Raw genomic sequence first — 19,478 nt, 5'->3', positions numbered from 1 at the left:
TCGCAAGCACTCCTTTCTACTGCTAGTTACTCTAGCAGCAATGGCGCAGAAATGCAAGTGAACAGCAATTTGATGAGAAAGGTAAAAGCTGCGTTCTGGTCGCGTCCGGGACAGTGCCCGTCTGATGGAAGAGCGCCACCGTACCGGCAGCGCTGCCGGTACGGTACGGTTATAGATATTGACTGGTTAGCGAATGTCTGGCGCCGAGGAGTTCTCTCGGTGTGCCCTCGAAGATGATCTGGCCGCCTTTGTTGCCGCCTTCTGGACCCATATCAATGATCCAGTCTGCGTTGCGGATCACGTCGAGATGGTGCTCAATCACGATTACGGTGTTCCCGCCATCTACCAGCCGGTTCATGATGGTGAGCAGGCGACCAATATCCGAAAGGTGCAGCCCGGTGGTTGGCTCATCCATGACATAGATACTGCCCTGTTTGTGGAGTTCGCTAGCCAACTTCATTCGCTGGCATTCGCCGCCGGAGAGCGTGCTCAGGGGTTGGCCCAGCGTCAGGTAATCCAGGCCTACATCGCTCATCGCCTGGAGCTTTGGCCGTACGCCTTTGATGGTAAAAAACTCTAGCGCCTGGTGGATGGTCATGCCCAGGACATCGGCGATGGATTTGCCGTTGAAGGTATAGGTCAGTACCTCTTCCTTAAAGCGTTTCCCTTCACATACTTCGCAAGGAAGCTTGACTCCTTCAAGAAAGCCCAGGTCGGTGTAGGTCACGCCCAGACCCTGACAGTTAGAGCAGGCTCCCTTGGAGTTAAAGCTAAACAGACCGGCGTCAACGTTGTTGGCGGCCGCGAAGGCCTTGCGTACCTCATCCATAATACCGGTATAGGTGGCGGGATTGGAGCGACTGGAGGTGCCCACGGGCGCCTGGTCAATCACGATTGCTTTCTGATGCTGACTGAGAAAGGCTTCATTGATGAGCGAGCTTTTGCCTGAACCAGCCACGCCAGTGATGACCGTCAGTACGCCTGTGGGAATATTCACGCTGACATCCTGCAAATTATTCACTGTCGCGTGGACGATTGGCAGCGTTCCGGTCGCCTGGCGAAAGCTCTCCTTCAGCGGCCTCTTACGCAACAAATAGTTGCCGGTCAGCGTATCGGCCTGGAGCAGACCGGCGTAATCGCCTTCATAGACAATCGTGCCGCCTTCGCTCCCGGCATATGGTCCCATATCGACGATGTAATCGGCCTTCGTAATCACATCAGGATCGTGCTCTACGACAATGACCGTGTTCCCTTTGTCGCGCAATTGTTCCAGGAGTTCGTTCAGCCGATGGACATCGCGTGGATGAAGTCCGATGCTCGGTTCGTCAAAGATGTACATGACATCAACCAGGCTGCCGTTCAGATGCTTGACCATTTTGACCCGCTGCGATTCACCTCCAGACAGGGTATCGGTGGATCGATCCAGGCTGAGATACTCCAGCCCAATCTCCACCAGATGTTGCAGCCGTTCGGTCAATGTGCGCACGATTGGCGCCGCCGCCGGTTCTGTGATATCCTTGACGACCTCTAACAGCTCATCAACCTCCATCGCTGCCATGTCGGCAATATTGTATCCCTTGACCTTACAGTTTAAGGCGGCCTGATTGAGGCGGGCACCCTTGCAGAGCGGACAGGGACCGAGCTTCAAAAAAGGCTCGACCTTTTGCCGGATGCGTGGCGAGAGCGTCTGGATGTCCCGCGCAACAAACCTGCGATTGAACTTGTACACCAGACCCTCATAGGTGTTGTACGGCAGAATCGTATGTTTGCGCGGTTCGCTGTAGAGAAGCAGGTCCCGTTCCTCTGCTGTGTAATCGGCTATCTTCTTGTCATTGTCGAAGAAGCCAGAAAGCCCATAAATATCGCATTCTCCGGCGGTCAGCCCCGGGGCGATGACCGCTCCCCCATTCAGCGATTTCGTGGTATCAATCAGTCCGTCAAGGCCAATACCGATCTTGCGGCCAAGCCCATTACATTCCAGACACATACCCTGGGGATCGTTGAAGGAGAACGCATTTGCATAGCCCACATAGGGTTGACCGATGCGTGAAAAGAGCAGGCGCAGCACAGACGCGATATCAGTCACCGTGCCCACCGTCGATTGCGATCCGCCACCCAGGCGTTTCTGATCAACAATCACCGCCATACTCAGGTTCTCAATCCCATCGGCGTCTGGTTGCGGATAGCGTGGCAGGAAGCTACGCACAAACATGCTAAAATTCTCGAACAACAGCCGTTGTGCTTCGTTGGCGATGGTATCAAATACCACCGATGACTTCCCAGATCCGGACACGCCGGTAAAAATAGTGATTTTGCGCTTGGGCAGCCTCAGCGAGACATCCTTGAGGTTATTCTCGCGAGCGCCACGAATCTCGATATATTCTTGAACCATACTGATAGATGTGCCCTCCGGAGCTTTTTGGTTTCCACACTTGGAACGCCTTTGTTCAGTCCCTTCCAGGCGTCTGCGCTCCTACCATACAGCCAGGAGCGCAGACACTTGAAGCGGTTGATTGCAGAGATGATGGCAATACTGATCGCCAGCCGAGGCGACTAGGACTGAACTGCCAGCCAGCCGTTGCCATCGGGATCCTGAAGATCAAACCACCTGACGCCAGAGCCCGGTCCATACAGGTCATTCTTAATTTCATCGACCTGGACGCCTCTGGCTTTGAGCTCATTGTAGGTTGCTTCAATATTTGAAGTCGAAAAATAGAGCTTCATCGTACCAGGTTTCATATGTTCATGCATCGTCGACAGCGTCAGCGTGGCACCCCCTCCTGGGAGCGCCAGCGAGACCCAGTGGTGAGCGCCCTGTCCATAGTCTGTGGTGACAGACCAGCCCAATTGCTCCGCGTAGAACGTTTTGGCCTTCGCCATATCGGTGACTGCGATCATTACCATTAGAAGTTTTTCATCAGCCATCAGTTCAGTTCGCGTGATGCGGGTACCCCTCGGTTTACCCATGGGGAGGAGCATCACGCACTCCTTTCGTGTGTGTACTCATAGCCGTCTGCCCGATGCAAACGGCGCATATATTTGGGATGAACATCGGTTTTGCCCAGGTGAAATGATGGACGATGGCGGATGGCAATCCGTCCCTGATAGGTGCCCTTCGGGGTGATCGCCCTGACCATATCGCCTGTTCGATAGCCCAGGTAAGAGCCTTTGCGTGCTTTGTGCTGTTTGGGAAAGCCGTACTTGTCAGGCACACACATCTGGCGCCTGCCGTTTCCCATGGCTTTGATTACCAACGGTTTGACACCCTTGATGATCAGGACAGCGGGGGTACTCCTGCCCACGTTGGCGGCATCGATCCAGTGCTCTTTGCCGAGTCCTCTCGTGATGCGGTTGTACTTCGTTAATCCGCCTGAGCCACACTCAACAGGCAACCTCGTGGCTTTCAAGCGTTCGTGAAGGGCCCAACGCGTCGCATTCACCGCGGCGGCATCCTTGAGTGGTGTTTTTGCCTGTGCCTGGATACGCTTCAGGACCTCCGGTTTCTTTTTGAGGAAGGTCACAATATCCTGCGTCCCTTTGGCCGTGTTGCACTTCTCACACGCTAGACACAGATTGCTGACTCTATTGGTGCCACCATTGGCGCGGGGGTGAATGTGTTCTATTTGCAAAGGAAGGTCTTTCGCCCCACAATAAGCACAGGTCCGTTGCCATTTTTCCAGCAGTCGGGTAGCCGAGTGAGCATTGCTGCCCCTCGGCCCCCTCAGAACGGCCCGTGAAAGTTTCCCTTCAAGCCGCTCAAGCAAATCACGAACTTCCCTACCCCGATAGCTCATCTTTTACATCCTCTCCAGCGTGGATCTTTTGATGGCAGAATGCGTGTACTAACACGAGATTGCCGTAGTTGCTTTTTCCACCCTTTGCCTTTGGTATCCTGTGATGCACATGAAGCTCCTCGTCGTTGAAGAGCGTCTCTCGACATTCCAGGCAAATTCCCTGTTGTCTCTTGGCGATCTTCTGCCTACTGGGTGTAAGATCTTTGGCTTTTGCCGCGTTTCTTCTCTGCCAGTAGTCTTTCAGGGTTCGATCGTCAGGTGACGCCGTTCCTTTGACCAGGATGTGCCTCTCAATGGGAAACCATCGGTATTTGAGCAGGTGTTGACCTGTTTGTCTGTCTCCAAACACCCAATGGTCTTGCCTGTCCAGGTTGAACTTCCCCCAATATTTGCGTTGTTGCCATTTCTTGGGTTTGTGGGGGTGCATTCGCTTGACGTGCCTTACCTCTTTGTAAAACATCCAGTTATCAAGCTTGTTGAATGTTTCCTTGGCTGTTCCCGTTCGGTAATAGTTCACCCATCCGCGAATGATCGGGTTAAGTTTCCACAGGATTTTCTGCATTGTCCATCCTCGGACCGCTTCCCATTCCTGCTTCATCTTCTCTCGATGTTTCTGTACCGCTTCTTTGCTTGGTTTGGTCAGCAGCTTCCATCCTGTTTTTGTGTTTGCGGCTTTGTAGTGTCGCATGTTAAAGCCCAGGAAGTTGATCCCTTCTGTCAGATGAACAATGTGGGTTTTCTCTGGTGAAAGAGCTAACCCTCGTTTGCCCAACCATTCAGTAAGGATCTGTTTGACCTTTTCGGCATCTTCCTGGCTCTCACAAAACACACAGAAGTCGTCTGCGTACCTCACTAATGCTCGTTTGCTGTCCAGTTCACCACGTTTTCGATGCTTGATCTGCAACGCTTCTTCCATTCCGTGAAGAGCAATGTTGGCGAGTAACGGACTGATCACGCCACCTTGAGGCGTTCCCGCCTCTGTTTCGTAAAACACTCCTTTATCCATGTATCCTGCTTTTAGCCACTGCTTGATGAGTTCACACCCTGGAACGCTTCCAATGGTTTTGAGCAGGTGCTCATGCGAAATGTTGTCGAACGCGCCTTTGATATCGGCGTCGAGAACCCATTTCTTTCGCTTGTTTGGGCGAGCTAGCCTGTAGATTTTCTCGATAGCATCATGGCACCCCCTACCCGGTCGAAATCCGTAACTACATCCTTCAAATCGAGCTTCCCAGCTTGGTTCAAGGGCATTCTTGACCATTGCTTGAATGCAGCGGTCTATCATTACAGGGATTCCGAGTGGGCGTTGTTTGCCATTTGCCTTCGGGATGTACACGCGACGCGCGGGTTTGGCCGTCCAAAGGAAGTAGTGACCGAGATGATCGACCATTCGACCTCTGGCGGCTGGTGTTTTTAAGAGAACCTTATCCACTCCCGGCGTATTTTTGCCAGTGTTGAGTTGCGCAACTCGTCTCACGCTCACCAAACGGTTCGCACGACTGCGCAACATGAGCTTTTGGAGCGAGCGGACGCGTTTCCCATCGCCCGCCTGGGTTGCCCGAAAGATCCGCTGTCTCAGATTACGAACACGCCGCTCCTGCTGGTGCCAGTCAATGCCGTTCCAGTTGGTGTCGGGGTGCGTTTCGGTTCCGTTTGCTAAGGTTTTGCCTTGCATCTAACTTTTCCCTCAATGAGTAATCTTCACATCGTTCTTTGGGTGATTCACCAGAACCACGTTTGCGACCTTTCGATCTGGATATCTCCAGCTGCTATGATGGTCCTATCCGCCAGGTTATGTCTTCCCTTTTGCCTTACGGCTGGCGGCGTTCGCTTCTTGGTTCCTCCTGTTCCCGCTAGGGAGTTAGGCCTTCCTTACGGTTGGCTGACTACCATTGCTAGTAGACCCTATCGGGGTTCCTGTGTCCCGCATATCCGAGATATGAGCGGGGTGGGTGCCCTCTTTACTGCGGGGAGGTCTGGTGTCCTAGCTGACAGGAATATCGCCTGCCAGCCTTCATGAAGAGGAATACCGTCCCTTCATCTTTCTCCCAACATCATCGTCTTTGTTATCCACATTCCGATGACCAGTGCCTAACGCAGCCTCATCAAGGGTTCACTCGCGTTCACCCGTCCGCTCTTCACCTAGCCCGGTTCCGCTTTGTGGCTAAACTTCCCCTTAGACATTTCCTCTGGCTTCGCACCCTCCCGTTACCAGGAACGCACGCAGAAGATGGTGACAGGCTTGGACACTTGCCTGGAGGAGTTCTGAGGCTCCTCACTCAAGATAAGCGATTAGCACATCGCACAATATTCACGCACTTCGTAGCCAGCCAGGGTGCCTTGCTGATACTCAACGCCAGCTATTTCTGGATTCTCCATCTGTTGCAGATCAAAACGCACCAACTCCATACTGATCGCAGTAATCGGGCAGACACGAGAAAGACGAGCTACCCAGGTCAACACATTGGCCCCCCGACTTCCTAACGATGGTGGAAGCCACCCCTTCTTTTTGTTGCGCCGATTGGCCCAGCGAGCTTTTCTATAGCGTGTCTTCCGGTTTCGGCGTGACCGTCTCACCACTCTTCGGTCATCCAGGGATGCTTTCACCGCGTGCCCACGATGTGACAATTCTGCCGCAAAGACCACTTCGCCAGAAACATCGTTGACAATGGCAATGCCCGTGATTTTGCTGCCAGGATCGATCTTGACCCGCAACGGTTGTACTGCTGGTTCACGCACCTCAATCTTCAGGATAAGCGTAAACGGGTACCGGCGAAAGATCGACGCCTTCCCCTCTTTGAGGAGCATGCGTGCTCTTCCCGGATGCACCGGGTTGAGTGGTTGGTAGTTCGTATCAATGACAAAAACCTTGCTCATAAAGAGCCTCTACTTTCGTAGGTGATGTGTTCCTCGTCAAGGTTCGTGAGTGGTTTAGCGCCAATGACACTGGATTCACCCTGTACTCCTGTTTAATCATTGACCGTAGTGGTCGGAGCTGGAAAGCACCCCGACTATTTCACTCCGAACGTAGTCATTTAAGACTGAGACTGGTCAGGTATGGGCTTACCGGAGCAAGCCCCCGCATTCATGCGTGGGGTTCCTGACTGTCAAAACCTACCTTTCACATACTATTAAAAAGCATGCCGTAAAACGGCGCATTTTCTTTATCATTACTCTGACGAACCAGCACGCAGAAATGTGACCGCTGGATATGCATATGCGGGCGGAGCATTCGCAGCCCATTCTCACGCAAACAGAAAAGCTTCTGCATGCCTTATTCAGTTCTCAAGATACTACTTACCTCTTCTTTATAGCAGAGAAAAAGCCGGAAATGCAAGGGCGAAAGCCCCAACCACTCTCATCGCATCTACCGTAGGTTCGGAGCTTGCCTCCGATTTTGCTCCACAATCCTGCCCAAAGCAAAGAGGTCCCGGCCAGAAGATTCCGACCGGGACCTCTTTGCTGTGTTGCCTGGTTTAGACAAATTTATAGGAATCAAGGATGGGTTGGATCATATTTTTCATATCAGCATCAGCGGTACCGGCTGTCAATGAGTAGGTCATGAGATAGGACATATTGCCATGCTGGACGGCAAGCGAATAAATTTTCAGTGATACCATTTTGCCCTTATTATTGGTGTCCATGGTAGCCGCTTTCTGCTTCCAATCCTCACCACCAATTTTTGTTGTGGCAGGAGTGGAAGGATCTTCTTTATAGTTTTTGCCGGCCATTTTGAGGGTGCCCATCATGGCATTCACAGCATCATCCAGATTGGCTTTTTTCCCCTGCGTATTCAAGGCATTGACCGTGAAGATTTCAGCACTATCTTTGTTCGCACCAGTCCAGAGATGGTTTTGGTCTGCTGGAAAGTCCAATCGGAGGGCGAGTAGTTCGCAGTAAAGCCGTTGCCTTTAAACACGCTCGTGGGTTTAGTGTAGCGTGGGGGTAGCCTGTTTGGCGGCCGGTGTAGAGCTGGCCTGGCCCGTTGTTCCACAGGCGCTTAAAACAAATGTGAACAGGACAAGGCAGAGGGCAAGTGTTAACCAGCCGGATAAACGAAATTTCGCTTTTTGCATCAGGGCATCAACCTTTGCATTCATGTACTACTTATCATAGTAATAAGAAATCAATTAAAGTTTGTGTATTTATTTATTTACTATTTAAATGCACAAATATAGAACGTTAAGCACTAATAGAAAGTTACAAAATTTCCATCAAATTTTGCATTCTCTTTATATTACTCATATAACAGATATATTGAATTTTTGACGTGCAGATTCACAAATTTATCATACTGCATAAAAGTACGTAAATAGACAAAATGATCTATTGCATCTTTGTTGTGGTGACGCAGAGGAGAGTTACTGATAATGAGAATTGTGGTTGATTTAAATAAATGCCAGAGCTATGGTCAGTGTGTCTATGCCGCGCCGACGATCTTTCGTCTGCACGGTGAAGAATCACTTGAATATGATTACGCACCCGATGATGCTTTGCGCGAACAGGTTGAGCGAGCCGCGGCCGCCTGTCCGGTGCAGGCGATTCAGATCGGGCGGTCCAGCGAGCCGCTCCCTATGGTGAAGCGGCCGCATGAGGCAGATCCAGAGACAGGGAAGGAGTCGGCCTCATGAGTATGGACAGACAGGATGGGGCGCGCTTTGATGGTCGCGTGGTGATTGTGGGGGCTTCGCTGGCTGGCTTGCGTGCGGCCGAGGCGCTGCGTGCGCAGGGCTTCAAGGGTCAGTTGACCTTGATCGGTGATGAGCCGTATCCACCCTATGATCGTCCTCCGCTCTCCAAGACCGTGTTGAGCGGCTGGCTGCCAGTCTCACATACCTATCTGCCGCAACTGCAGGACATTAACGCGGAGTGGTTGCTTGGCGTGGCCGCGACCGGTCTGAATCTACAGGAGCATGTGGTGGAGCTGGCGGATGGTCGGCGCATTCCGTTTGATCGTTTGTTGATTACCACAGGCACGCGGGCACGGCCCTGGCCCGATGCGGCGCAGATGGCCCTGGATGGCGTCTTCAGTATTCGTACGCTGGATGATGGGCAGCGCCTGCGCGAGGTGCTGGCCACTAAACCTGAACGCGTGCTGGTGATCGGTGCCGGCTTTACGGGTTCAGAGGTGGCCTCGGTCTGCCGCGAACTGGGACTCAATGTGACGGTGGCGGAGCGTAGTGCGGCTCCTCTGGCCGGTGCGCTCGGTGGGGCGGCCGGGATGGTGGCGGCGCGTTTCCAGCGTGCGCACGGTGTTGATCTACGCTGTAACGTGACGGTGCTGGCGCTGGAGGGTGATGCCAACGGCCACCTGAGTCGCGTGCACCTCTCGGATGGTGATGTGCTGGATGTGAAGGTGGCGGTGGTGGCGCTGGGCGCGGTCCGTAATGTCGAGTGGTTGCTTTCTTCGGGCCTGGCCGTATCCGCGCGTGGCGTGGCCTGCGACGGTTCCTGTCGCGCCTTCGATGCCAACGGGATCGTGCTGGATGATATTTTTGTCGCGGGAGACGTGGCACGCTGGCCGCACCCGCTCTATGATGGTCAATTGCTGGCCGTCGAACACTGGGGGAATGCCGTGGAGCAGGCTGAGGCGGCGGCACACAATATGCTTTGTAGTCCGGCTGAACGCAAGCCACACCGGCCCCTACCCACCTTCTGGTCCAATCAGTTTGGCCTCAATATTAAAGCCGTTGGCCTGCCGACCGTGGCCGACCAGGTCGTGGTGACGCAGGGATCCGTTGAGCGCAAGCGCTTCGTGGCGGCCTATGGCAGAAAGGACGCCTGGTGGCGGCCGTGGCGGTCAACATGCCGCGCTCGCTGGGCATCTATACACAGATGATCGAGGCGCGCGCCCCCTTCCCACCGCATTTGAACGCGCCAGATGGACCCACCGAACTGAACGTGATGCCGTCCGGCTTCCCTGCACCTGGTCAATCCACGCATAGTCCGGTGGCGACCTCGACCGGCCCGGGACCTTCGACGCCCCCACAGCCGGCCGGTGGACCCGAGCACGCGGCTGAGAGCGATCCCCGCGTTCCCTCTGGTCCTACATCCCTCTAGGGACACATCAAGAGAGAAAGGGCCGGGAAGCGGCCCTGTTCTCTCCTTGGCCCAGTGACTTCAAAGGATCAAGAAAAGCGAACCTACACGTTTTAACTCTCTTGATCCTTTGAGAAGGTGTTCCTTCACCGTCATGCTATCATTTCACTTAAGCGCTTTTGTGACCATAAAAATATGGTGGAGAAAAGCAGCGGATCGTCCGTCGAGTGGGCGCCACACGCGAGGCCGGCATGCGGCGTGATCATGGAGCGAGGGGCACAACGAGCAGCGCATGCCTGTGGCGCCTCCACCGAGACGGATTATGGTTCGCGATCCTCTCCGAGAAGGTACGGGGAGGATCCACGCGCTCACCCACCACGTTGCTGCGCGAGCAGGCAACAGCACGGCACCCACGATCCCTGGAGGCGCCACAGCACTGCGTGTCGTGCTCCCACGCTGGCCTGCGCAAACGCAGCAGGGCGGCCTCCGCGTGTGGCGCCCACTCCACGTACACGACGCCCCGCTACGGAGTTGGGCTTATCTCCTCCACCAAAAAGTTTTATGCACGCTTCCGTTTTGGATATTGTTAGGAAGAAGAGTATTATTAGCATAATTGAAATGTTTGCTAGATCGAGGAGATAATATATGTGCAGGAATATCAAGACACTCTACAATTTTGAGCCACCAGTGACCGATGACGAGCTTCATGCGGCGGCATTGCAATTTGTGCGCAAGGTGAGCGGTTTCAATAAGCCATCCAAAGCCAACGAAGCGGCCTTCCAGGCGGCCGTTGATGCCATCGTTGAGGTTGAGCGTACGCTGCTCAATTCGCTGGAGACGAATGCGCCACCCAAAAACCGCGAAGAAGAAGCGGCCCTGGCCCGAGCCCGTAACGCGCAACGTTTTGCCCGTTAATTCTATTATAGAATGATGTAACGAAATATCTTGAATAGAGGGAGTGTATTATATGGTTATTTTACGGCCGATGGCGGAAACGGAATTTCAGGCTTATCTGGAGCCGGCGATTCAGGATTATGCGCAGAATATATTTGAGAATGGGACGTTGACGGAAGCTCAGGCGTTGGAGCGCTCGCGTCAGCAATATGGCGAGCTGTTGCCGCAGGGTCTGGCGTCGCCGCGGCAATATTTATTTACGCTTGTTGAGCCCGAACAGCAGCAATCCGTGGGCATTCTCTGGTTCGCGATCGAGGAGCGGCCGGGGCGCGCACCATATGCCTTTGTCTATGATATCCGTATCAATGACGCTCATCAGCGCCATGGCTATGGTTCGCAGGCTTTCCAGGAGATGGAAAAGAAGGTGCGTGAGCTTGGCATTAACCAGATCGCGCTACATGTCTTCGGTAGCAACACCGGTGCCCTGGAAATGTATAAAAAGCTCGGCTATATCAGCACCGACGTCAACATGGCCAAAACCCTGGATCCTGCCTGATCAGCAGGGATCAGGACAGGTAGCGAGCGGCGAAGGTGGTGTGTTCGGATGGTAGCAGGGCCAGGGTTTTGAGGAAGAAGCGTGAGAGGCCGCGCTGCAGGGCGTGGTCGATGGCCCCCTGGGCTTCGTCATAGCGACCCAGGGCGGCCAGAGCCATCCCGCACCAGAAGTAGCTATCCCCACTGAAAGGGCGCGAGAAGGTGATGTCTAGCTCAAACTGGTTGAGGGCATCCATATATGCTCCATTAAACCAGAGGTCCATACCTTGATACATGTGATGGAGGCCATTGCGATCTACGAGTGCTGCCAGGCTGGTAAAGCGCGCACGTATTTCGTCGGTAAGCTGTGGTTGCAGGCAGAGCTGACACCATTGGAGAGCCAATGGGTGAATAAGCTCTTGTGGCTCAAGCGCACAACTTTTCTGGAAATCAGCCAGTCCTTGCGTATAGTTGCCCAGGATCATATGCGCGTGGCCGCGGTTATGATAGGCACTCGAGGTAGTGGGCTTCAGTTCTATGGTTTTATTGTAGTCGGCAATTGCCTCAGAATAGTGTTTGAGGCGCATATGACAGATGCCGCGGTTAAAGTATTGAACGGCTAGTTGTGGGTGCCTCGCAATTGCCTGGTCATAATCTTTGAGGGCGGCCGCATAATTTCTAAGTCCAAAGAGGGCATAGGCTCGATTATAATATGCGCTCGCAAGATCAGACTTCAGGTGCACGGCCTGGTGAGCATCGCGCAGCGCTTCAGGATATCTTGTTAATCCCAGGAAGGCGGCCGAGCGATTATTATAGGCCATAGCCGCTTCGGGATTGATATAGATGGCTTGATCACAGTCCGCGATCGCTTTATCGAATTCCTTGAGACAGAGCCTGACCCAGGCTCGATTGATATACATGGCTTCGCTCCAGGGCAGCACGACGAGGAGCGCGGAATAATACCAGGCGGCCCAGCGATAGCGCTTCAGGTAGCGTATCAGCGCATAGCCGATGAACTGTACCACTATTCCAATAATCACCAGCACGCAGAGAATATTGCCAAATAGATTCAAGATCGCCAAAGCATCCATGCCGTGCACCTTCCCCTTTTTCGTTATTCCTGCAAAGACAAGCCTCTCAATAGCCTCTACTATAGAGGCTTCTCCACGCCGTGTCAAATGCGTTTTCAGGCGGAGTCGCGTCAAATCAGGCGGAGTCGCGTTTAAATAGTACGACGGTATTATATTCAGCTTTATCTATCTGTAAACTGAGGCTGGTACGTATATATACTGTACTATCGAAAAGCGATCATAAAACGGAATAGTATTATTTTATAGAGAAAGGCAGGGGATGTCTTGGAGACGATAAAGCAAGACGTCGCGTCAGACGATACGACGCTTGAGCCCACGGGCGAACTTCCCCGGCTATCCTGGACGCGCATTGTCGCGATTAGTATTTTTGCGCTGGCCTTGAATTTCCAGTGGGCAGCCCTCGGTACGATTGTATTGCCAAGCCAGATCGTGAAGATGGTCGGTGATATGGATAAAGGGACCGCGCTGGCTTTTGTGCTGATTCCGGGAGCGTTTGTGTCGCTGTTTGCGAATCCCTTATTTGGCTGGCTCAGCGATCGTACGCAGGGTCGGCTGGCAGCCTGGGGACGCCGCCGACCTTATATCTTTTTGGGCACGCTGGGCAGTGTGGCCTCGTTGATCTGGATGGCGACGTCGCATAGCATACTCTCGCTGGCACTGGCCTATGCCACAACCCAGTTTGTCAATAATGCGGCCCAGTCTCCATTCCATGCCCTGTTGCCCGATATCGTGCCAGCGCAGCAGCGCGGCCTGACATCGGGCGTGATCGGTATTTTTGTGATCATCGGCAATATCGGCGGCGTTCTGCTGGCCGGCCACTTTATCGATGCATCCCTACCTATTGGACTCTACACCCGGGGACTCTGGCTGACCTATGGCTTCATCATCGCGATCCTGGTGATCTTTATGGTGATTACGCTGTTCAGCGTGCAGGAAAAGTCTGTCGCGGTGCGTCGCCAATCCAGACAGGAGCCACGACCACTGTCATACTGGCTACGTCTGCCTGCTACGCGCACTATCGCGGGCGTGCTGGTGGCGGCCTGCCTGCTCTGGGGGGGCATCAACTTATGGAATGAGTGGCGACCGAATGGCATCATCATTAATAGTAATCTTGAGCAAGTCGTCATTGAAGTCATCATCACCCTCGGCATCCTGCGCCTGTTCGATTTTCGGCCGCGGCGCGATCCCGATTTCGCCTGGGTGCTGGCGACGCGCCTGATCATGATGCTGGGCATCAACATCATCCAGTCCTTCCTGCAATACTATATGCGGGACGTCGTTAAAGTGGCGCATCCAGAGCAGGCCACGACCAACTTCCTGATCGTGGTCTCGCTTACCAGCCTGGTAAGCGCCTTTGCGGCCGGCTGGTTCTCGGATCACTTTGGGCGCAAGCGACTGGTCTATATCGCGGGCGGATTGATGACGGTGGTTGGCTGTGTCTTCGTGGTCACGCACCAGTTACCGCTGTTGCTGGCCGCCGGAGCCATCTTCGGACTGGGCTATGGGGCCTATCAAAGCGTCGACTGGGCGCTGGTCGCGGACACCCTGCCATCCAAAAGCAACTATGCACGCGACATGGGCGTCTGGAACGTCGCGCTCTCGCTGGCCCAGATCGTCGCCCCCGTCATAGGTGGTCCTCTGGTCGACTCCTTTACTCACGCCGGCCAGCCAGTCCTGGGCTACCAGGTCCTCTTTAGCGTCTCGATCATCTTCTGCCTGCTCGGCACCATCACCGTACGCTTTATCCGTGGCGTCAAAAGATGATTCCTTATAATAAAACAGATCCGCCCCATGCTGTATGGGGCGGATCTGTTTTATGGATGGGTGGATTTTAGTTAAAGGTGCCGTTGAAAATTCTGTTATTCTGATCCAGTCGTACTCCCGTGGTAAGGGATGAGAACTGGGAGCCATCACTGGTTGTGATGGTGAGTGTGACATCAAAGATCCAGTCTCTTTGCGCATGGTTATGCAAGGACAGGTCGCGGTCGCGAGCTAGTTGCTCGAACGCGAAGAGGTTGCAGCGACAAGCGCCAATACGTTTCGTTGAAGGAGATAACCTCAACTGTATGGCGTGGCGTCGTGTACGTGGAGAGGGCGCCACACGCGGAGGCCGCACTGCTGCGTTTGCGCAGGCCAGCGTGCAAGAACGACGCGCAGTGCTGTGGCGCCTACAGGGATCGTGGGTGCCGTGGCCAGCCTGCTCGCACCGCAACGTAGTGGGTGAGCGCGTGGATCCTCCCCGTACCTTCTCGGAGAGGATCACGAAACAGGATCCGTCGCGGTGTAGGCGCCACAGGCATGCGATGCTCTTTGTGCCCCTCGCTCCACGAGAACGCCGCATGCCGGCCTCCGCGTGTGGCGCCCTCTCACGGATGATTCGCTGCTTTTCTCCACCATGTTTTTTATTGCCACAAAATGCTTAAACGAAAAGTATTGGCGACCAGCGCTGCTGGTACGCTGAAGCCTGCTATGCGGGCTGCTGGTTAATAATTGTGTTTTGTTTGTTTTTGCGCTATTTCTAGTATAAAGATGGCAAAAAAACTTATCTGGCTGCCTGATGAGGTAATCAGGCAGCGATGGTGATTCTATGTGCTTATGGGCGCAGGCGCATGTCGTGCAGGAGGGTTTTGAGCAGGTCGGGGCGGTTGGTGAAGAGTCCGTCAGCCCCCAGCTCGATCAGTTGACGCATCAAGGTGGGTTCGTCGATGGTCCAGTAGTAGAGTTCCATGCCGCGGCTGCGGGCCCCCTCGATCAGGCGCTGATCTTTGAGGTTGACGCCGCTGTTGGCGTCCGGGATGGCGAGGATGGTGGAGCGCTGGCGATAGAGCCAGGGCAGGTGGGCTTTATGGGCCAGGACAAAGTTGGCGACTTCGGGCCGCCCGGCTCCGGTGGCTACGCGACCACCACTCAGTTTTCTGGAAGCGTGTCACGACCGCCTGGATGAAGGATGACACAATCACGCGCTCCTCGACGCCATAGCGCTGGATCAGGGCCCACAGCTTTTCCTCGATCTGCGATGGACCGGACTTTGGATAGGCATCCTTGATCTCGAAATGCAGATGATACTTCGCGGCATAGGTCTGAAATATCTCCTCAAGGGCCGGAATTTTCACGCCCCGGCCGCGATAGCTATTGGTCCCCTGGAGATCCTGGAAATGGTAGCCAGCATCCAGTTGCTGTAACTCTGCCAGCGTATAGCTATCGACGCGGCCCTGGCCATTGGTGGTGCGATCCACCGTCGCATCATGGATGCCCACCAGGTGTCCATCGCGGGTCATATGCACATCAATATCCAGAAAATCCACGCCCCCGATCGCATCCGCCACCGCGCAGGCCGCCAGGGTATTGGTTGGAGCCAGATGTTCGCCCCTTGATGCGCAAAAATCAAGGGTCGCGGCAACTCAGGAAAAAGCGTTGGTCCAGCATGTTTCAGCATAACAAATATCCCCGTCCTTTATCCAGTCCCGCCCACAGGCAGGCTTACACTCACAGGACATTCTTTGTCCTCTTGCTATTATGGCACAAAACCTTCAGCGGCGATAACGGTGCTACCAGGATACGATCAGAGGACAGGCGGGCTTGCTGGTGAGCACATGAGTCGCGGGACCACTTCCTGGCGTGTCCAAATTACCTATCAAAGCTCATGTGTCTGGTAGAAAGCTGGAATGCGGTGTTATGATAGATGTCAATTAATAAAGCAGGCATCCACACATGTATATAGCTGAATTTTGTTGTGAAAGAGGAAGGGCGTTATGATTCAATCCACGCATGATCAAGAGACCGTGATGGCGGTATTGCGGCAGATGGGAGGGTACATCGAGGATGGGAGTGTGGGGATGGAGCAGGAATGGCGATATGCGTGGGACGCGAGCAACTTGCAGGTGGTGGCCGGCTTTGATGAACTGGGCAGTCTGACTTCTTTGCAGCTGACCGGCGATACGCTGATTGTACCAGGCGAAATAAATCGGCTGAGCCAGCTTAAAGAGCTACAGGTGTGGGGCCGTGAAAGCGTGTCCTTGCCAGACGACCTGGGCGGCCTGCAACAGCTTGAGACGCTTTCGCTGGCCTGCGCGGTCGCACCCGTTCTGCCTGCTTCATTGAGTCAATTATCCAGCTTGCGCACCCTGGCGCTGTGTGGCTATAGCCAGTGGGAACAACTGCCGCAAGAACTCTGGCAACTCACGCAGCTTGAAAAGCTGTCGTTGAGCCAGTGTCCTGTGGCGCGGCTGTCAGGTCAGATCGGACAACTAGATCAGCTGCGAAGCCTCGCCATCAACGAATGCGGCCTGACCACACTACCTGCGGAGCTCGGCCAACTCACGGCCCTGGAGCAAATCGACCTGCGCCAGAATCAGGTGTCCCTGCTGCCTGCCGAAATAGGAGACCTCTCCCGACTCCAGCGACTCCTGCTGGAGAACAATAGCCTGACCACGCTACCAGAGGAACTGGGTGCCCTTAGTAGCCTGCTAGAACTGAACCTGAATAATAATCCCCTGGAACAACTGCCTGCCAGCCTGGGACAACTGGCCCACCTGCAGTGCCTGTACCTGGCCGCGTGTCCGCTGCGGAGTTTTCCCGAGCAGATCGGACAGCTGGCACAGCTCCAGACCCTGATCTTCAGCGGCCTCAAGATCGGTGGTGAGTCCTGGTCGCAGCATCCTGCCTGGGCAGACGCGATCGGCCAGCTCGCACGCCTGCGCTACCTGTCCCTTGAGAACTGTAACATTTCCTACCTACCAGGCACAGTCGCGCAGTGGCATAGTATCCAGGAACTGGACCTGCGCTGGAACCGGCTGCGCAGCCTGCCAGATGAAGTTGCTGCCTGGACACAACTCCAGGTCCTGGCGCTTTCCTATAATCCCTGGAGAAGCTACCCGCCGCAGTCGGAGAATGGCGGCAGATCCAGCGCCTGCAGCTTTCCCGTACCAGATTGCAACAGCTTCCCCGACCGTAGATGGCTGGCAGCGGCTGCAAGAAATCCAGCTTAATGATAGTCTGCTCGAAACCTTGCCCGTAGCCGTGGGGGCCTGGACGCGGCTGCAGAACTTCTATGCTCAGAACAACCGCCTGCACACCCTTCCTGCGGAAATCGGCCACTGGAGCGAGCTGCGCCTGCTACGACTGCACAAAAACCGGCTCACCAGCCTGCCCGCCACCATCGGCAACTGGATCCAGATCACCGACCTGATCCTCTCATCCAACCGGCTACACGAGCTCCCAGAGCAGATCGGACACCTGAGCCAGCTACACGAACTGATCCTATCCAACAATCGCCTGCAGGCCCTTCCCGAGCAGATCGGGACCCTGGCGCACCTGCACACCCTCAACCTGATGAATAACCTGCTTGAGACCCTGCCCGTTGAACTAGCCCAACTTGGCACCCTGCACCACCTGATGATCTACAACAATCCTTTGCAGGAGATCCCGGCCGAGATCAAAGCCGCGCTCAAAGATTGCGATATCTATATGTAGTGTTTTTTTTGCCCAACAAATTTCCAACAGCAGGAGAAATCTATGCAAGGTGATCCTCCATATTATGATCCTTCTAGACCTGGTGGACCAGGCCTGGAACCAAAAGTAAAATCTTCAGTAAAATCTTTTACGGAAGAAGAGGCCAAAACGTTTGCTGAAAACCATCGTTTCATCCACGCTGATCCAAATAGTAAAAGGAAGTTGTCAGTGTTACGTTTATGACCAGTAAACAAGCATCTGTACTTTTGAATGATGGTTCTATTGGTGTGCCAGATAATGACCTTGTTTGTGTTGTAGAGTTGAAAGGCCTACGTGTGGTCGCTTCAAACCCTGCGGTACCCCCAGAAAAACGCGTAGCACAATTTGCCAAAACATATTTAGTTCTTGATGCCCAATCAGGGAATGCTTTGCTTGAAGGCCATTCATAACCCAGTGACACTCCTATTTTTCGTTTAACGAGTTTTGTGGCGGCGAAAGACGTTGTGCAGAAAAGCAGCAAATCGTACGTGGAGAGAGCGCCACACGCGAGACGCTCTCTGTCAAGGGGGGCCAAAAAAGACCTTTTCAGCTCATATCCCGAAGGCTTTTTGAGCACAGACTGACCCAGTGCCCTGATGCTGGGTGTGCAACCAGCACACCCAGATGATGAGACAGGGTACGGTCGTTCAATGGGTGAGGCTCGTTTCGCTTTTGACTCGCCGTGGTCTCAAGCCCGCTGCTCTTCCCCTTGACTCCACGGGCGCCAGAGGCCCTCCCATTGAAGCAAAGAGTTGCTGTATCGGTTCCAATCGCGGATCTCTGGGTGCTCCGCTGTCGCGTGCTGCCGTGATCTGCACGGCATGCCGTGCAGATCACGGCAGCACGCACCGCTCAGGCGGCCGCTGGCGCATGGCGAGCCTGGGCTTGTACAAACGTGTCCTCCTGATAGGTCTCTTTCTTGCGCCGCATCGCCCAGATAATCCGAAGCCATGTATTGGCCAGCCCCCGAAAAATGGTCGCACTCTTTTTGCCTTGCTTCTTTTTCTGGTCATGATACGCTCGCGCCCAACTGATGTTCTTGCAACTCTCTGCCGCCAACAGATACACTGTAGCGCGAAGCGTTTTGCTACACGCTTGGCGTTGCACTACATAGCGACTGTTGCCGCTTTGTTTGGTGACTGGAGCGGTGCCTGCGAGTTGTTGCGCGACGGCGACAGTGGCTTCATGAGGGTCAATGACCGCCAACTCCGCCAGCAACCGCGGGCCCAATCGCTTGCCAGAATTGGGGAGGCTCGCGAAGACCTCATATTCATCTTGCTGCTGATAGAGCTCCTCAATGGCCAGATCATAGTCATGGATCTGCGCCATGAGGGTGTGCAGTTGGGCGACCAGCGTTTGCGCCAGTCGGGATTTGGCATGCACCACCGCCGCGCTCGCCTCCAGGTGCGGTTGTTGAAGCAGTGGCCAGACCCGTTGCGCACACGGTAGGGGATGAGGATGGCGTGCCTGTTTGAAGATCTGGGTCAGCTCCTCTACGCTTGCCTGATGTGCCTGCTCAGGAGTCGGATAGGCGACGATGAAAGCGAGCAAACTTTTCTGCAACGTGGTCCCTTTGTCAAAGGCGTCGAGGACCACCGGGTAGTACGCTTTCAAGCCACGCAGCCGGTACGTTGTA

Annotated in this window: 19 protein-coding genes and 3 pseudogenes; 11 read left to right on the top strand and 11 right to left on the bottom strand. The window is 54.3% G+C overall.

Annotated elements, in window-relative coordinates:
- Positions 1 to 169: 169 nt before the first annotated feature.
- The 7 genes and pseudogenes from KDW_RS31280 to KDW_RS32130 all read right to left on the bottom strand — a co-directional run bounded on the left by KDW_RS31280 (position 170) and on the right by KDW_RS32130 (position 7,870).
- Complete coding sequence (locus tag KDW_RS31280; protein WP_151759799.1) at positions 170 to 2,392, bottom strand: ATP-binding cassette domain-containing protein; 2,223 nt, start codon at positions 2,390 to 2,392, stop codon at positions 170 to 172.
- Positions 2,393 to 2,553: 161 nt separating this feature from the next.
- Positions 2,554 to 2,979, bottom strand: coding sequence for a glyoxalase superfamily protein (locus tag KDW_RS31275; RefSeq protein WP_233098057.1), 426 nt, complete (start codon positions 2,977 to 2,979; stop codon positions 2,554 to 2,556).
- Positions 2,960 to 3,683: pseudogene (locus KDW_RS31270) on the bottom strand (HNH endonuclease); the annotation flags it as partial. The pseudogene KDW_RS31270 and the gene KDW_RS31275, both read right to left, overlap by 20 nt.
- Before the next feature lie 94 nt (positions 3,684 to 3,777).
- Positions 3,778 to 5,469, bottom strand: a complete 1,692-nt coding sequence (gene ltrA / locus KDW_RS31265; RefSeq protein ID WP_151756866.1) for a group II intron reverse transcriptase/maturase — start codon at positions 5,467 to 5,469, stop codon at positions 3,778 to 3,780.
- Between the two features lie 620 nt (positions 5,470 to 6,089).
- A pseudogene (gene iscB, locus KDW_RS31260) lies at positions 6,090 to 6,671 on the bottom strand (RNA-guided endonuclease IscB); the annotation flags it as partial.
- Between the two features lie 599 nt (positions 6,672 to 7,270).
- On the bottom strand, positions 7,271 to 7,669 hold the full coding sequence (locus KDW_RS31255; protein ID WP_151759796.1) for a hypothetical protein: 399 nt from the start codon (positions 7,667 to 7,669) through the stop codon (positions 7,271 to 7,273).
- 54 nt (positions 7,670 to 7,723) lie between these two features.
- Positions 7,724 to 7,870: a hypothetical protein gene (locus KDW_RS32130; protein ID WP_162005795.1), complete on the bottom strand. Its 147-nt coding sequence runs from the start codon at positions 7,868 to 7,870 to the stop codon at positions 7,724 to 7,726.
- A 294-nt stretch (positions 7,871 to 8,164) separates the two neighbouring features.
- Here KDW_RS32130 and KDW_RS31250 point away from each other — a divergent pair, with 294 nt between their 5' ends.
- The 5 genes and pseudogenes from KDW_RS31250 to KDW_RS31230 all read left to right on the top strand — a co-directional run bounded on the left by KDW_RS31250 (position 8,165) and on the right by KDW_RS31230 (position 11,283).
- The gene (locus KDW_RS31250) at positions 8,165 to 8,425 is read left to right on the top strand and encodes a ferredoxin (protein ID WP_151759795.1); all 261 of its coding nucleotides are present in this window, start codon (positions 8,165 to 8,167) and stop codon (positions 8,423 to 8,425) included.
- A pseudogene (locus tag KDW_RS31245) lies at positions 8,422 to 9,854 on the top strand (NAD(P)/FAD-dependent oxidoreductase). The gene KDW_RS31250 and the pseudogene KDW_RS31245 overlap by 4 nt, the downstream one beginning before the upstream one ends.
- A 271-nt stretch (positions 9,855 to 10,125) precedes the next feature.
- Entirely contained in the window at positions 10,126 to 10,446 is a 321-nt protein-coding gene (locus tag KDW_RS31240; protein WP_151759794.1) for a hypothetical protein, read from the top strand.
- A gap of 32 nt (positions 10,447 to 10,478) precedes the next feature.
- A complete protein-coding gene (locus KDW_RS31235; protein ID WP_151759793.1) occupies positions 10,479 to 10,748 on the top strand; it encodes a DUF2277 domain-containing protein in 270 nt (89 codons plus the stop codon).
- A 52-nt stretch (positions 10,749 to 10,800) separates the two neighbouring features.
- Entirely contained in the window at positions 10,801 to 11,283 is a 483-nt protein-coding gene (locus tag KDW_RS31230) for a GNAT family N-acetyltransferase (protein WP_151759792.1), read from the top strand.
- Between the two features lie 10 nt (positions 11,284 to 11,293).
- On the opposite strand, the gene KDW_RS31225 is transcribed toward KDW_RS31230, so the two are convergent.
- The gene (locus KDW_RS31225; RefSeq protein WP_151759791.1) at positions 11,294 to 12,352 is read right to left on the bottom strand and encodes a tetratricopeptide repeat protein; all 1,059 of its coding nucleotides are present in this window, start codon (positions 12,350 to 12,352) and stop codon (positions 11,294 to 11,296) included.
- A 264-nt stretch (positions 12,353 to 12,616) separates the two neighbouring features.
- On the opposite strand from KDW_RS31225, the gene KDW_RS31220 reads away from it, so the two are divergent.
- Complete coding sequence (locus tag KDW_RS31220) at positions 12,617 to 14,116, top strand: MFS transporter (protein ID WP_151759790.1); 1,500 nt, start codon at positions 12,617 to 12,619, stop codon at positions 14,114 to 14,116.
- A 302-nt stretch (positions 14,117 to 14,418) separates the two neighbouring features.
- Complete coding sequence (locus KDW_RS31215) at positions 14,419 to 14,775, top strand: hypothetical protein (RefSeq protein WP_151759789.1); 357 nt, start codon at positions 14,419 to 14,421, stop codon at positions 14,773 to 14,775.
- Between the two features lie 170 nt (positions 14,776 to 14,945).
- Here the strand turns inward: KDW_RS31215 and KDW_RS36380 are convergent, their stop codons facing one another.
- Both KDW_RS36380 and KDW_RS31205 read right to left on the bottom strand, forming a co-directional pair.
- Positions 14,946 to 15,104, bottom strand: coding sequence for a glycerophosphodiester phosphodiesterase family protein (locus KDW_RS36380; protein ID WP_371876296.1), 159 nt, complete (start codon positions 15,102 to 15,104; stop codon positions 14,946 to 14,948).
- 91 nt (positions 15,105 to 15,195) lie between these two features.
- Entirely contained in the window at positions 15,196 to 15,678 is a 483-nt protein-coding gene (locus tag KDW_RS31205; RefSeq protein WP_162005794.1) for a glycerophosphodiester phosphodiesterase family protein, read from the bottom strand.
- Between the two features lie 426 nt (positions 15,679 to 16,104).
- Here KDW_RS31205 and KDW_RS31200 point away from each other — a divergent pair, with 426 nt between their 5' ends.
- From KDW_RS31200 to KDW_RS31185, 4 genes are read left to right on the top strand one after another with little or no spacing between them, the layout of a single operon-like run.
- Positions 16,105 to 17,340, top strand: a complete 1,236-nt coding sequence (locus tag KDW_RS31200) for a leucine-rich repeat domain-containing protein (RefSeq protein WP_151759787.1) — start codon at positions 16,105 to 16,107, stop codon at positions 17,338 to 17,340.
- The gene (locus KDW_RS31195) at positions 17,243 to 17,824 is read left to right on the top strand and encodes a leucine-rich repeat domain-containing protein (protein WP_162005793.1); all 582 of its coding nucleotides are present in this window, start codon (positions 17,243 to 17,245) and stop codon (positions 17,822 to 17,824) included. Before KDW_RS31200 ends, KDW_RS31195 begins: the two co-directional genes overlap by 98 nt.
- Before the next feature lie 42 nt (positions 17,825 to 17,866).
- Positions 17,867 to 18,046, top strand: a complete 180-nt coding sequence (locus KDW_RS31190; protein WP_151759785.1) for a hypothetical protein — start codon at positions 17,867 to 17,869, stop codon at positions 18,044 to 18,046.
- Positions 18,043 to 18,252 (top strand): hypothetical protein, encoded by a 210-nt coding sequence (locus KDW_RS31185; RefSeq protein ID WP_151759784.1) that lies wholly within the window; start codon positions 18,043 to 18,045, stop codon positions 18,250 to 18,252. Before KDW_RS31190 ends, KDW_RS31185 begins: the two co-directional genes overlap by 4 nt.
- Before the next feature lie 442 nt (positions 18,253 to 18,694).
- Here the strand turns inward: KDW_RS31185 and KDW_RS31180 are convergent.
- Positions 18,695 to 19,478: transposase (locus tag KDW_RS31180; RefSeq protein WP_151759783.1), on the bottom strand; the 784-nt coding region annotated here is incomplete at its 5' end.

Source organism: Dictyobacter vulcani (assembly GCF_008974265.1).
GTDB lineage: Bacteria > Chloroflexota > Ktedonobacteria > Ktedonobacterales > Ktedonobacteraceae > Dictyobacter > Dictyobacter vulcani.
The sequence above is the reverse complement of the archived record's forward strand: the minus strand, read 5'-3'. Positions and strand labels throughout refer to the sequence as shown.